Origin of the sequence: Methylorubrum salsuginis (assembly GCF_900114375.1) — a bacterium.
GTDB classification, from domain to species: Bacteria; Pseudomonadota; Alphaproteobacteria; order Rhizobiales; family Beijerinckiaceae; genus Methylobacterium; species Methylobacterium salsuginis.
Genome location: NZ_FOSV01000004.1, coordinates 124,052 through 138,156, shown reverse-complemented (window position 1 = coordinate 138,156; position 14,105 = coordinate 124,052). Strand labels below are relative to the sequence as shown.

The window sequence follows — 14,105 nt, the reverse complement described above, 5'->3', positions numbered from 1 at the left end:
AAACACGGCCGTCAGTCGTGTTTCGCACCGCTTCATGCACCCAGGCATTGGACTAGGGTCGGCCAAGCCGTCAGGCTCGCCGACGGACGTCGTCCGCAGCGAGCCTACCAACATCAATGGCACTCAGTAATAGGGCCGGTAGTACGGACGCGGACGCGGATACCCGTAGGGACCACCATAGTAGCGACGCGGCCCATAGCCGTAGATCGTCCGCACATTAGGCATGCACCGACCATAACCATAGTGGCGGTGAAAGCCCGGGCCACAACCGTCATATGCGCCCGCTCGCTCTATATTGGCTCCGTCAGTAAGTTGGCTGACAGCAGCCGGACCGATCGGCATGGCATGTGCGGCCGAGACCGCCCCACCGGAACCGGCGAGGGCAGCAAGCATCGCAAGCAGTGACAAGCGCTTCATGGTTTCCTTTTCCCTATCAAGCGAGCCCTACTGAGGGACGCCCAACTTAGGATCCGTGGTGTGAACCGAAAGTGAGCGACGGCGCACTGCCAAACAGTCTCGATGGAGTTGAGTTCCAGAGCATGGGCCGGGAGCGGCAGCGGGGTATGATGGCAGCGTTACCGATCGATGATCCTGGCCGCATCCGCCTCGCAGGTCCACACCTGCGTCGCTGGGCCTTCGATCCTCACGCCGCAACGGGCTCGTTGCTCACGTTGCGCAAGCAGTCACAGCCCCTTCGTCAGGCCGAGGCCGCGGGTCACATCGGGGATGCCTCACCCCTACGCGTTTGGGGTGCCAGGCCGCCGCTCGGCGACTACACCCTCGGGCTTGTGTTGCGTCGTTCTTCTCCGCTCGTCCGCGTCCTGATTCGAAAACCATTTTGAGAGCGGACCGCTCCCAAAGGGACCGACGAGACCGGCGAGCATTCATGACCCATGGCTCCCACGCGCAGACCGTCACGCGCCCGTCAAGTCGCCACGGTAACGGCGCAATTCGCGTGCTTCGGTCGCGCACAACCAAAGGGCCGAGCGAATCGGCCGCGCCGACGGGCCGACCCGTGATGGGTCCAGCCGGGAATCATGGGTCGATGAGCGGATCGCACGAGGAAGAGCACCTGTCGCCCGAGAGCCTGACGCCCAAGCGCATGGCTTGGCCGATTCAGGCCGTCGTCGCGGTCGCGCTGTGCGCGGGGGCGGGCGCCGCCATCTGGTACGGCCGGCCGAAGGAAGTGGACGCCGCGGTGCCGGCCCCCGCCGCCGTCACCGCCGCGGCCGGTGCCGGCGGGCGCTTCGTGCTGAACCCGAACCAGCTCGCCACGGTCACCACCGCCCCGGTCGAGCAGCGCCTGTTCTTCGAGGACATCGCCACCGAAGGGAAGATCGGCGTCGACGAGTACCGGGCGACCCCGGTCTTCTCGCCCTATCCGGGGCGGGTCATCACCATCTTCGCCCGCTCCGGCGAGCGGGTGCGCCAGGGCGACAAGCTGTTCTCGCTCCAGGCCAACGAAATGGTGCAGGCGCAGAACGACTACCTGGCCGCCCTCAACGTGCTCAACAAGGCGCGCTCGCAGCTTTCCTACGCGACCAACACCGAGAAGCGCCTGCACGACCTCTACGATTCGCGCGTCACCACCCTTCGCGAACTCCAGACCGCGCAGAACGACCTCGCCACCGCGCAGAACGACGCCAAGACCGCGGAAGTCGGCCTGGAGGCGGTGCGCAACCGCCTGCGCATCCTGGGGCTTCGCGACGACGACATGACCGCGCTCCAGACCAAGGGCGCGATCAACCCCGAGACGACGATCAACGCGCCGCTCTCCGGCACCATCATCTCGCGCAAGATCGGCCCCGGCCAATACGTCAACACCGGCGGCTCGGACCCATCTTACATCATCGGCGACCTGTCGAAGGTCTGGATCATCGCGCAGCTGCGCGAGACCGACGCGGCCAAGGTCGATCTCGGCGAGCGCATCCGCTTCAAGGTCCTGGCCTATCCGAACCAGACCTTCGAGAGTCGGATCAACTTCATTTCGTCCTCGGTCGATCCGACCAGCCGGCGCATCTACATGCGGGCCGAGGTGGACAACAGCAAGGGCCTCTTGAAGCCCGAGATGTATGCCAGCGTCCACATCATCAACGAACGCGAGACCGTCTCCCGCGCGATCCCGCGCCATTCGGTGATCTTCGAGGGCGACAAGGCCCGCGTCTGGGTGCTCAAGCCCGACAACGCGGTCGAGAGCCGCGCGATCAAGACCGGCCTCGTCGACGGCAACGACATCGAGGTGACCGACGGGCTCTCGGTCGGCGAGCGGGTGATCGCCCGCGGCGCTCTGTTCATCGACGGGATGGTCGATCCGGGCTGAGGGCCCGGACACGACGGAAAGATCCGCGGCCGCGCGAGCGGCCCCACGGCGCGAAGAGCGCCGCGCTCGAGCGGGCTCGGGCGTGAGCCCAGGCCGCCGGAGCCCAAGCCCGCGGAAGCGGGCACCGGCGACCGAAGCAAACAATCAAACCGGGCAACGCCCGGCATGCCGCCCCGGCGGCATGCGGTTTGGAAACCAACGGCATGAACGGCATCGTCGCCCTGGCGCTCCGGCAGCGCCCCCTCGTGGTCCTGTTCTTCCTGCTGTTCGTGGTGGGGGGCGTGGCCGCCTTCCAGAGCCTCAACATCGAGGCCTATCCCGACCCCACGCCCCCGCTCGTCGATGTCGTGACCCAGACCGACGGCCTCTCCGCCGAGGAGATGGAACGCTACGTCACGATCCCGATCGAGCTGATCACCTCGGGGATGCCCAACCTCAAGCAGGTCCGCACGATCTCGCTCTACGGCCTGTCCGACGTGAAGCTCCAGTTCGGCTTCGAGTTCGACTACCTCCAGGCCGAGCAGCAGGTGCTGAACCGCCTGCAGCAGCTCGATCCCTTGCCGGCCGGCGCCAAGCCCACCATCTCCCCGATGAGCCCGATCGGCGAAATTTTTCGGTATAAGCTCACCGCCCCGCCCGGCTATTCCGTGCTGGACCTGCGCACCCTTCAGGAGTGGACCCTCAAAAAACGCTTCCGCACGGTGCCGGGCGTGATCGACGCCATCGGCTGGGGCGGCAAGACCAAGACCATCGAGATGTCGGTCGATCTCGACCGGCTGATGGCCTACGGCCTCACGCTCTCGGGCGTCGTGAAGACCCTCAACGACAGCAACCTCAACGTCGGCGGCAACCGCGTCGCCATCGGCGGCCAGTCGGCGGTGGTGCGGGCCGTCGGCCTGATCCGCGACATCGAGGACATCAACGGCACGGTCCTGGCCCAGGTCGGCGGCGCGCCGGTGCTGGTCAAGGACGTCGCCACCGTCACCATCGGCCACCAGCCGCGGCTCGGCATCGCCGGCATGAACGACGAGGACGACATCGTCCAGGGCATCGTCCTGATGCGCCGCGGCGAGAAGAGCACCCCGTCGATCGAGGCCGTGAAGGCGGAAGTCGCCGAGATCGAGGCCGCGGGCCTGCTGCCGCCGGGCGTCAAGATCGAGCGCATCTACGACCGAGCCGACCTGATCGCGGTGACCACCCACACCGTGCTGCACAACATGGTGGTCGGCATCCTGCTGATCCTGGCGATCCAGTGGCTGTTCCTCGGGAACCTCCGCTCGGCCCTGATCGTGGTGGCCACCATCCCGTTCGCCCTGTTCTTCGCCGTCATCATCCTCGTGGCGCGCGACGAATCCGCCAACCTCCTGTCGGTCGGCGCCCTCGATTTCGGCCTGATCGTCGACGGCACCGTCATCATGGTCGAGGCGATCTTCCGGCGCCTCTCCGGGCACGGCATCCCCGGCTACCCGCCGCCCGACCTCGGCGAGAAGGACGGGCGCATCGCGCTGGCCGCCGGCGACGTCTCGCGCTCGATCTTCTTTGCCGCCGCGATCATCGTCACCGGCTTCCTGCCGCTCTTCACGCTGACCGGCGTGGAGGGCCACATCTTCGGGCCGATGGCGACGACCTACGCCTACGCGCTGCTGGGCGGCCTCATCGCCACCTTCACGGTCACGCCCGCGCTCGCCTCCTACCTGCTGCCCGCCCACGTGAAGGAGACCGAGACGCTGCTCGTGCGGGTGCTCGACCGGCTCTACCGCCCGGCGGTGCGCGCCGCGCTCGGCGCCCGGCTCGTCACGGTGGCGGTCGTGGCGCTGATCGCGGTCGGCGTGGGCGTGGCCGCCCGCAATCTCGGCTCCGAGTTCCTGCCCAAGCTCGAGGAGGGCAACCTCTGGGTCCGCGCGACCATGCCGGCGACGATCTCGCTGCGCGAGAGCAACGGCTACGTCAACGAGATGCGCAAGATCATCGCCCAGATCCCGGAGGTCGAGCGCGTCGTCTCCCAGCACGGTCGCCCCGACGACGGCACCGATGCGGCGGGCTTCTTCAACGCCGAGTTCTTCGCGCCGATGAAGCCGCTGGAACAGTGGCGCCCCGGCATCGACAAGGACAAGCTCACCGAGGAGATGCTGCACAAGCTCCAGGCGGCCTTCCCCGGCGTCGAGTTCAACCTGTCGCAATACCTTCAGGACAACGTCGCCGAGGCGGTCTCTGGCATCAAGGGCGAGAACTCGTTCAAGCTGTTCGGGCCCGACCTGCAGAAGCTCACCGAGACGGCCAAGCGGGTCGAGAAGGTGCTCTCGACGATTCCCGGCGTCGAGGATCTGGCGGTGTTCAAGTCGCTCGGCCAGCCGACCATCGAGATCGACGTGGACCGCGTCCGGGCCGCCCGCTACGGCCTGACGCCGGGCGACATCAACACCACGGTCCGCACCGCCATCGGCGGCGATTCGGCCGGCGACCTCTACGATCCGGGCTCCGAGCGCCATTATCCGATCGTCGTGCGCCTCGCGCCGCAATACCGCACGAGCATCGAGGCCATCGCCAACCTGCGCATCGCCGGCCAGAATCCCGGCGGCGGTCCGCCGGTGCAGCTGCCCTTGAGCGCGGTGGCGAGCGTGCAGCTCGTCTCCGGCCCGGCCTACATCTACCGCGAGGGCCAGGAGCGCTACCTGCCGGTGAAGTTTTCCGTCCGCGGCCGTGATCTGGGCAGTACGATCGAAGAGGCGCAGCGCCGCGTCGCCAACGAGGTGCAGTTGCCCCAGGGCTACCGGCTGGAGCTGGTCGGCGAGTTCAACAACATGAAGGGCGCCATCGCCCGCCTCTCGGTCACCGTGCCGGTGGCGGTCGGGCTGATCGCGATCCTGCTGTTCATGAACTTCTCGTCCGTGATCGACTCGCTGCTCGCCCTCAGCGTGATCCCGATGGCCATGGCCGGCGGCATCGTCGCGCTGTCCATTACCGGCACCTCGTTCTCGGTCTCGGCGGCGATCGGCTTCATCGCGCTCTTGGGCATCGCGGTGATGGACGGCATCATCGTGCTCACCCACTACAACGGTCTCGTCGCGGCCGGCGTCGAGCGCGTGCCGGCGATGCTGCGCACCTGCTACACGCAGATGCGCCCGGTGGTGATGACCTGCGTGGTCGCCGGCGTCGGCCTTCTCCCCGCGGCGTTCTCACAAGGCGTCGGCTCGCAGGTGCAGAAGCCGCTGGCGCTGGTGGTCGTCGGCGGTATGTGCCTCGCGCCGCTGCTGATCCTCTTGGTGCTGCCGGTGCTGATCCTGACCTTTTCGCGGCGCCAGCCGGGGCGGCCGGTGGCCGCAGAAGGCGCACCGACGCAGGCGCCTGCGCCGGCTTCGGCGCATTGAGGCTGTCTCACATCACCGTCATTCCGGGGCTCGCCAGAGGCGAAAACCGGGAATCCATGACTGGCCTCGACGTATCGTTCAGCCTCGCATCACGGGTGGATTGCACGCCTCCGGCGCGCCCATCCGGGTCCGGGTTCCGCTGCGCGGCCCCGAAATGACGGCGGACTTCATGCGCAAGTCCGGCGAAGGTGCGGCGTAGCGGCAGCCCTCACCCCCGCCGCGTCGAGCCCCGCAACACCGCCCGCCCGCTCAACACCACCTTGCGCACCGGCTGGTCCGGGCTCTCGATGCGGTCGAACAGCAGGCGCATCGCCTGAGCGCCGATCTCGGCGACCGGTTGCTCGATCACGGTGAGGCCGGGCTCGACCAGATCGGTCCAGGGCTCGTTGTCGAAGCCGGCAAGCGCCAAGTCGCGGGGGATCGTGAGCCCGAGCGTGCGGGCGGCGCGCACCGCGCCCATCAGGATCAGACCGTTCGACAGGATCAGCGCCTCGGGTCGGTCCGCCTGGGCCAACCAGCGGGCGGCCTCCCCCTCCGCCGCCGCGGCGTTGGGGGCGACCGCGCGCACGAGCGGCGCGAGGCCGTGGCGGGCCATCGCCGCTTCGTAGCCGGCCTGTCGCTCGCGGGCGGTGGAGCTGGTCGAGCCGAACAGGCCGCCGATGCGAGCGAATCCCTGACCCGCGAGGTGATCGACCAGGGCACCCGCCGCGGCGACGTTGTCGAGGACGACGCTGTCATGCGCGCCGGGCAGGCCCGAGCGGTCGATGAACACGGTGGGGAAGCCGAGGCTGTCGGGGGTCAGCGCGTCGGCGGTCGCCTTGGTGGGGGCGAAGATCACGCCGGTGACGCGCTCCTCCTCCATCAGGCGCAGGTAGAGCGCCTCGCGGGCCGGATCCTCGTCGGTGTTGCACAGGATCACCCGTAGGCCCGCCGCGTAGGCCGCATCCTCCACCGCGCGGCTGACGGCGGTGAAGAACGGGTTGCGGATATCGGCCACGATCAGGCCGATCGTCTGCGCCGCCTTGGAGCGCAGGCGCCGGGCCGAGAGGTTCGGCCGGTAGCCGGTGGCGCGCACCGCCGCCTCGACCTGCTCGCGCACCGCGTCGCTCACCGGCCCGCGCCCGAGCGCGCGCGACACGGTGGCCGTCGAGACGCCCGCCGCGCGGGCCACGTCGCGGATGCCGACACTCATGGGGCAGGAAACGTTTTCAGCTGCATGCGACCCTTGTGGCAGGGGGCGACATTCTCAGCAAGCCGGCGCCTGCACTTTTTTGCCGGGTACGCTTGACGGAAACCGTGAAAACGTTTTCATAGGCATAACAACGCCGGAGACCAGCGAGTCGGTCGGCGCACCAGGGAGGAGAGCACGCCATGCTCGCGCCGACGCCGAACTTTTCCGCTCCCCGCACCGGCCCGCGGCTGCTCGTGCGCCTGAACGCGGCGCCCGCGAGCAAGGAGGCGGCGATCCGCGAGGCGGCTTCGCTCCTGACGGCGGCGGGCTGCATCGACGCCGCCTACGGCGCGAGCATGCTGCGGCGGGAAGACGTGTCGAACACCTATCTCGGCCACGGCGTCGTCATCCCGCACGGCATGGTCGACGACCGCCATTGGGTGCGCGAGAGCGGGCTCGCCGTGCTGCAGGTGCCCGGCGGCATCGAGTGGCACGACGGCCAAGTGGCCCATCTCGTCGTCGCCATCGCGGCGCAGTCCGACACCCACATCACCGTGCTGCGCCGCCTCACCCGCCTGATCCAGGACGAGGACCGGCTGGAGCGCCTGCGCTCGACCGCGAGCGAGGCCGAGATCGCACGCGCACTCACCGAGGATTCGGCGGCGCCCGCCAGCACGGGCCCGGCGACCGACCTGCGCCAGCGCTTCGACTGGACGGTGGATTACCCGACCGGCCTGCACGCGCGGCCCGCCTCGCACTGGGTCGAGACGGCCCGCACCTGCCCGGCCCGCATCCAAGTGCGCCACGGCGATGCGGTGGCGGACGCCAAGAACCTGATCGCGCTGCTGCAACTGGGCCTGCGCTGCGGCGACGAGGTGACGATCTCGGCCGAGGGCGACGACGAGGCCGGCGCGCTGGCCAAGATCTGCGCCGCGGTGACGGGCCTCAGCGCCGGCGAGAAGGCGGCGGCGCAGCGCGCAGCAGAAGCCGCGGCCAAGGCCGCAGGCCCGGTGGCGGGCTGGAACCCATCGGACAAGCCGCGCGTGATGGCCGGCCTCGGCGCGAGCCCCGGCCTCACCATCGGCCCGGTCCACGTGCTGGCCGCCGCCGAGATCGTGGTGCCGGACGAGCCCGAGCCCCTGACGTCGGGCGCCGACCGCCTGCACCGGGCGCTCGCGACCACCGGCGACCAGCTCCGGGCGCTGGCCGACGACACCGAGCGGCGGCTGGGCAAGGCGGATGCCGGCATCTTCAAGGCGCAGGGCGAACTCATCGCCGACACCGACCTGATCACACTGGCCTGCCAGCTCATGGTCGAGGGCCACGGCGTGGCGTTTGCCTGGAACGCCGCCGTCGAGCGGATGGCGGGCCAGCTCTCGGCGCTCGGCAACCCGGTGCTCGCCGCCCGCGCCGCGGATCTGCGCGATGTCGGCCGCCGGGTGCTGGCGCAGATCGATCCGGCACTGAAGAGCGGCCATGATCTGCCGGACGTGCCCTGCATCCTGATCGCCCCCGATCTCGCCCCTTCGGACACGGCCGGGCTCGACCCCGCCCGCGTCATCGGGCTCGCGACGGCGCAGGGCGGGCCGACCTCGCACACCGCGATCCTGGCCCGCACCCTCGGCATCCCGGCCATGGTCGCGGGCGGACCCGGCCTGCTCGCCATCGAGAACCACACCCGCGCGATCCTCGACGGCACCACGGGCCGCCTCTACCTGAGCCCAAGCGAGGCCGACATCGCCTCGGCGGAAGCCTGGCGCGCCAAGCAGCGCGAGCAGGCGGAAGCCGAGGCGCGGGAGCGGGCGCAGCCGGCGCAGACCCGCGACGGCCACCGCGTCGCGGTTGGCGGCAACGTCAACAACCCGGATCAGGTGCCGCTCGCCCTCGACCAGGGCGCCGAGGGCGTCGGCCTGATGCGCACCGAGTTCCTGTTCCTGGAGCGCGGCGACACGCCGAGCGAGGACGACCAATACGCGACCTATTCGGCGATGCTGAAGGCGCTCGGCGGGCGCCCGCTGATCGTGCGGACGCTGGACATCGGCGGCGACAAGCAGGTGGCCCACCTGCATCTGCCGCGGGAGGAAAACCCTTTCCTCGGCGTGCGCGGCGCCCGCCTGCTGCTGCGCCGGCCCGACCTGATGGAGCCGCAGCTGCGCGCCCTCTACCGCGCGGCCAAGGACCATGTTCCGGCCGACGCCCCCAAGGGCAAGGACGCCCCGCTCTCGATCATGATGCCGATGATCACCTCGGTCCCCGAGGTCGTGAAGCTGCGCGAGATCTGCGAGCGCATCCGCCAGGAGATCGGCGCCCCGGAGGTGCCGCTGGGCATCATGATCGAGGTGCCGGCCGCCGCGATCCAAGCCGACGCGATGGCCCGCCACTGCGACTTCTTCTCGATCGGCACCAACGACCTGACGCAATACGCGCTCGCCATCGACCGCCAGAACACCGACCTCGCCCCCGAGGCCGATTCGCTTCATCCGGCGGTGCTGCGGCTCATCCACATGACCTGCGAGGGCGCCGCGCGCCACAACCGCTTCGTCGGCGTCTGCGGCGGCATCGCGGGCGATCCGTTCGGGGCCTGCCTGCTCGCGGGCCTCGGCATCGACGAGCTGTCGATGACGCCCCGCGACCTGCCCGGCGTGAAGGCCCGCTTACGCGCCTCCGACATGGCCGAGCTGAAGGCCCTGGCGCTCCGCGCCTGCGAGCAGGAGGACGCGGCTGCCGTCCGCGCCCTCGACACCAACGCGCCCGGAGCCTGAGCGATGATCGCCACCCTCACCCTCAATCCGGCGATCGACCAGACCGTCACGCTCGACGCGCTCAAGCCCGGATCGGTCCACCGCGCCCGCTCGGTCTGGTCGGATGCCGGCGGCAAGGGCGTCAACGTCGCCTGCTGCCTCGCCGATTGGGGGCTGCCGGTCGCCGCCACCGGCGTGCTCGGCCAGGACAACGCCGCGCCGTTCGAACAGGTGCTCGCGGCCAAAAACATCGACGACCGCTTCGTCTGGATTCCGGGCGAGACCCGCACCAACCTCAAGCTCTTGGATGCCGGCACGGGCGAGACCACCGACATCAACCTGCCCGGCCTCGAATTCGGCCCCTCGACGCTGGAGGCGGTGCGCGCCGTCCTCTCGGAGCTGGCCCAGGACGGCAGCCTCGTGGTGCTCGCCGGCAGCCTGCCGCGCTCGCTTGCCCCCGACACCTACGCCCGGCTGACCGGGGAGCTGCGCGCCCGCGGCGCCCGCGTGGTGCTCGATGCCTCCGGCCCGGCTTTGAGCGCGGCGCTCACCGCCGGCCCCGGCGCCCTGCCCCACGCGATCAAGCCCAACCGCCACGAGTTGGAGGAATGGGCCGGCCGGCCGCTCGCCGACCCCGCCGCCCTGCTCGACGCCGCCCGGCGCTTGCAGGCATCCGGCATCCCGCTGGTCTGCGTCTCGCTCGGCGAGGATGGGGCGCTGTTCGTCTCGTCCGACGGCGCGCTGCGGGCCCTGCCGCCCGCGACCGAGATCGCGAGCACCGTCGGCGCGGGCGACGCGCTGGTCGCCGGCCTCGTCGCCGGCCTGCACGACGGGCTGGCGCTCCCCGACCTCGCCCGCCGGGCGCTGGCCTTCGCCGCGGGCAAGCTCAGCCGCACGGGGGCGAACCTGCCGGGGCGGGAGGCGGTGGAAGCCATCGCCCAAGACATCCGGGTGGAATCGCTGACCTAAGAAACCCTCCCCCCTCTGCGGGGGAGGGAAATGCGGCGGGACCCGAATAAGAACCTAATCACAGGAGGAACCCATGGCACAGCTCCTGGCGGTGGTGGGAGGCGGCGACCTCTCGACCCACGCCGTCCTCGCGGCCGAGGCCCTACGCAAGGCGGCCGGGCGGCGCAACGCGGCGCTGGCGCTGGAAATCCGCGGCAAGGGCGGCGGCAACCCGATCCCCGAAGCCGCGATCGCGCAAGCCAAGGCCGTGCTCCTCGTCGGCGAGGGCGATCTCGGCGAGGGCCGGTTCGGCACCCTGACCCGCGCACGCGCCGCCATCGACGACGTGCTCACCGACGTGAACGGCGTGCTCGACCGGCTGCTCGCCGGCACCGCCAGCGCCCCGGCCGCCGCCGCTTCCGCGAGCGCGACGGCCAGTCCCAAAAGAATTGTCGCGATCACCTCCTGCCCCACCGGCATCGCCCACACCTTCATGGCGGCGGAAGGCCTGCAAGCCTCGGCGCAGGCGCTCGGCCACGACATCCGCGTCGAAACCCAAGGCTCGGTCGGCGCCCGCGACGCCCTGACGGCGGCGGAGATCGCGGCGGCCGACGTGGTCATCATCGCGGCCGATACCGGGGTGGACCGGGCGCGATTTGCCGGCAAACGGCTCTACGCCACTAACACCAAGGCGGCGATCCGCGACGGCAAGGGCCTGATCGCCACCGCGCTCGCCGAGGCGCAGCTCCAGGCGGCCGGCACGACTGACGCGAAGGCGGAGGGGCCGGCGCGCCCGGCCGCCGCGGAAAAAAAGGCCGGCGCCTACAAGCACCTGATGACCGGCGTGTCGTTCATGCTGCCCTTCGTGGTGGCGGGCGGCCTTCTCATCGCGCTCGCCTTCGCGTTCGGGGGCATCGACGCGATGAAGCCGGAGAATGCCGGCACGCTCGGCTTCGCGCTGGGTGAGATCGGCGCCAAGGCGGCCTTCGCCCTCATCGTCCCGGCGCTCGCCGGCTACATCGCCTATTCCATCGCCGACCGCCCCGGCATCGCGCCGGGCATGATCGGCGGCATGCTCGCCGCCAACCTCCAGGCCGGTTTTTTGGGAGGTATCGCGGCGGGTTTCATCGCCGGCACCATCACTGCGTTCCTGAACCGGCACATCCGCCTGCACCGCAATCTCGAAGGGCTCAAGCCCGTCCTGATCCTGCCGCTGCTGGCCACCACCATCACCGGCCTCCTCATGGTCTACGTGGTCGGCGTGCCGGTGGCGGCCGTGCTCGCCGCGCTCACCGAGTGGCTCAAGGGGATGCAGGGGGCGAGCGCGCTGGTGCTCGGCCTCGTGCTCGGCGGCATGATGGCGGTCGATATGGGCGGGCCGATCAACAAGGCGGCCTACGCTTCCGCCGCGGCCCTGCTCTCCTCGGGCGTCGATGCCCCGATGGCCGCGGTGATGCTCGGCGGCATGACGCCCCCGCTCGGCATCGCGCTCGCCACAAGGCTGTTTCCGAACCGCTTCTCCAAACCCGAGCGCGAGGCCGGCGGCGCGGCCGCCGTGCTGGGTGCCGCCTTCATCACCGAGGGCGCGATCCCCTTCGCGGCGGCCGATCCGCTGCGGGTGATCCCCTCCATGGTGGCAGGCTCCGCGGTGGCCGGCGCCCTCGCGCTGACCTCCGGCGTGACCCTCAAGGTGCCGCATGGCGGCCTGTTCGTCCTGCCGATCCCGAACGCCGTGACGAACCTGCCCGGCGCGCTGATCGCCCTGGTGGCCGGGACGGTGGTGACGGGGTTGCTGGTCGGGTTGCTGAAGAAGCGGGCGGCGTGAGCGTTTGTCCCCTCCCCCTTGTGGGGAGGGGAACAGCCCGCACAACCCTGATGCGGCGTCCGGGCTACGCCCGTCGGTAAAACCGACACAGATTTGAAAACGCGGCGAAGACTTCTTTCGCGAAGTCCATCGCCCCGTAAACTTCCGGCTCCGGCGCAGATCGGAGGCTCGGACGAGCTGAATTGAAAAATCATCGACACGGGGGGACGACATGAAGGGGGTGACAGCGGTATGGGCCATGCTCGGCCTCGGTGCGGCGCTCGGCACGCAGGCGCACGCGCAAGGTGCAGCACCCGAACCCGGCCTCGCACCGCCCGCCATCGTCGTCGCCCCGGCCGCCCGCCGCCCGGCGGTCCGCCGCGTCGTCCGCCGGCCCCCGTCGCGAAGAATCTTCGGCAACGACGGCAGCGCGGCGGCCGCCGCCGACGTGCTCGGCCAGAGCGCCACGCCGCCGACCCTGCCGCCGGGCACGTTCGATCTCGGCAACGGCCTGACGTTTCTGGCGAACTACACCGGCCAAGCGGCGGGCAACCCCGTCGGCGGCATCCGCCAGGGCACGGCGTATGCGGGCCAGCTGTTCTTCGGCATCGACGCCGATCTCAACCGGCTCGCCGGGATCGCGGGCGGCTCGGTCCATGTCGCGGTCACCAACCGCCACGGCCGAAGCCTGTCGCAGGACCTGATCGGCAACAACACCAGCGTGCAGGAGATCTACGGCGGCGGCCAGACCACCCGGCTGACCCTGCTGTCCTATCAGCAGAAGCTGTTCGACAACCGCCTCGACATCGAGGTCGGGCGCTTGGTCGCCAACATCGCGTTCCTCAATTCGCCGATCTACTGCAATTTTCAGACGAACTCGGCCTGCGGCAACCCGACCTTCGTGTTCAAGACCTCGAACTTCACCTTCTGGCCGGTGGCGAGCTGGGGCGGGCACGCCAAGGCGTGGCTGACCGACAAGGTGTTCTTTCATGTCGGCGCCTACGAGGTAAACCCGCTGCATCAGCAGCCCGGCGACAACGGTCTCGACTTCTCGACCAAGGGCGCGACCGGCGCGATCCTACCGTTCGAACTCGGCTACTCCACGACCTTCGCCAACGACACGCTGCCGCGCAATTACGGCATCGGCGGCTGGGTCGATCGCTCGGATTACGCGGACCCGGTGCGGGACGTGGCGGGCGGGCGCGCGGTGCTGACCGGGCTCGATCCGCGCACCCGGTTCGGGCGATCCGGGGTCTACGCCCGCTTCGACCAGATGGTGTGGCGCCCCGATCCGACCGCGATCCAGGGCCTGACGCTGTTCGGCGTCGCCATGACCGGCACCGGCGGACGACTGGTCGAGGATTATTTCCTGGAGATCGGCGCGCTCCAGACCGGCACCTTCGCCGGGCGGCCCTACGACACGGTCGGCTTCGTCATCAACACCCAAAAATTTTCGCCGCTGGCGCTGTCGAACATCTATGCGGCCCAAGCCTCGCTCGGCATCGACCGGAAAATTCCCGAGCACCAGATCATGATGGAGCTGAACTATGGGCTTCAGGTCTCGCCCGCGATCCGGCTGACGCCCAACCTCCAATACATCGTCAACCCGGACCAGACCCGGTTCCCCTTCCGCACCAAGAACATCCCCGACGCCTTCGTGGTCGGCGCCAAGCTCTCGGTCGATCTGTTCACGCTGGCCGGTCTCGGCCGCGGGCCGGGGAGCCCGTGAACCGTCCCCGGCGATCCGGGGCCG

The 14,105-nt window shown here is 69.9% G+C and carries 7 protein-coding genes; 6 read left to right on the top strand and 1 reads right to left on the bottom strand.

Annotation, left to right across the window (positions count from 1 at the left end):
- Positions 1-1,045: 1,045 nt before the first annotated feature.
- Positions 1,046-2,320 carry an efflux RND transporter periplasmic adaptor subunit gene (locus tag BM140_RS07370; RefSeq protein WP_091943567.1) on the top strand — a complete coding sequence of 425 codons (1,275 nt, stop codon included), beginning with the start codon at positions 1,046-1,048 and terminating at the stop codon, positions 2,318-2,320.
- A gap of 203 nt (positions 2,321-2,523) precedes the next feature.
- Positions 2,524-5,688, top strand: coding sequence for an efflux RND transporter permease subunit (locus tag BM140_RS07365; RefSeq protein WP_091943565.1), 3,165 nt, complete (start codon positions 2,524-2,526; stop codon positions 5,686-5,688).
- A gap of 208 nt (positions 5,689-5,896) precedes the next feature.
- Here BM140_RS07365 and BM140_RS07360 read toward each other — a convergent pair whose 3' ends face one another.
- Entirely contained in the window at positions 5,897-6,880 is a 984-nt protein-coding gene (locus BM140_RS07360; RefSeq protein WP_091943563.1) for a LacI family DNA-binding transcriptional regulator, read from the bottom strand.
- A 179-nt stretch (positions 6,881-7,059) separates the two neighbouring features.
- Here BM140_RS07360 and ptsP point away from each other — a divergent pair, with 179 nt between their 5' ends.
- From ptsP to BM140_RS07340, 4 genes are all read left to right on the top strand, one after another.
- Positions 7,060-9,621, top strand: a complete 2,562-nt coding sequence (ptsP, locus tag BM140_RS07355; RefSeq protein WP_091943561.1) for a phosphoenolpyruvate--protein phosphotransferase — start codon at positions 7,060-7,062, stop codon at positions 9,619-9,621.
- Positions 9,622-9,624: 3 nt separating this feature from the next.
- Positions 9,625-10,569, top strand: coding sequence for a 1-phosphofructokinase (gene pfkB, locus BM140_RS07350; RefSeq protein WP_091943559.1), 945 nt, complete (start codon positions 9,625-9,627; stop codon positions 10,567-10,569).
- Positions 10,570-10,642: 73 nt separating this feature from the next.
- Positions 10,643-12,373 (top strand): fructose-specific PTS transporter subunit EIIC, encoded by a 1,731-nt coding sequence (locus BM140_RS07345; RefSeq protein ID WP_091943558.1) that lies wholly within the window; start codon positions 10,643-10,645, stop codon positions 12,371-12,373.
- A gap of 211 nt (positions 12,374-12,584) precedes the next feature.
- Positions 12,585-14,081 carry a carbohydrate porin gene (locus BM140_RS07340; RefSeq protein ID WP_207549441.1) on the top strand — a complete coding sequence of 499 codons (1,497 nt, stop codon included), beginning with the start codon at positions 12,585-12,587 and terminating at the stop codon, positions 14,079-14,081.
- Positions 14,082-14,105 lie beyond the last annotated feature (24 nt).

Excerpts from the sequence above, each read along its gene's own strand:
- BM140_RS07370 (WP_091943567.1), top strand. The coding sequence starts at position 1,046 with ATGAGCGGATCGCACGAGGAAGAGCACCTGTCGCCCGAGAGCCTGACG.
- BM140_RS07365 (WP_091943565.1), top strand. The coding sequence starts at position 2,524 with ATGAACGGCATCGTCGCCCTGGCGCTCCGGCAGCGCCCCCTCGTGGTC.
- BM140_RS07360 (WP_091943563.1), bottom strand. The coding sequence starts at position 6,880 with ATGAGTGTCGGCATCCGCGACGTGGCCCGCGCGGCGGGCGTCTCGACG.
- ptsP (WP_091943561.1), top strand. The coding sequence starts at position 7,060 with ATGCTCGCGCCGACGCCGAACTTTTCCGCTCCCCGCACCGGCCCGCGG.
- pfkB (WP_091943559.1), top strand. The coding sequence starts at position 9,625 with ATGATCGCCACCCTCACCCTCAATCCGGCGATCGACCAGACCGTCACG.
- BM140_RS07345 (WP_091943558.1), top strand. The coding sequence starts at position 10,643 with ATGGCACAGCTCCTGGCGGTGGTGGGAGGCGGCGACCTCTCGACCCAC.
- BM140_RS07340 (WP_207549441.1), top strand. The coding sequence starts at position 12,585 with ATGAAGGGGGTGACAGCGGTATGGGCCATGCTCGGCCTCGGTGCGGCG.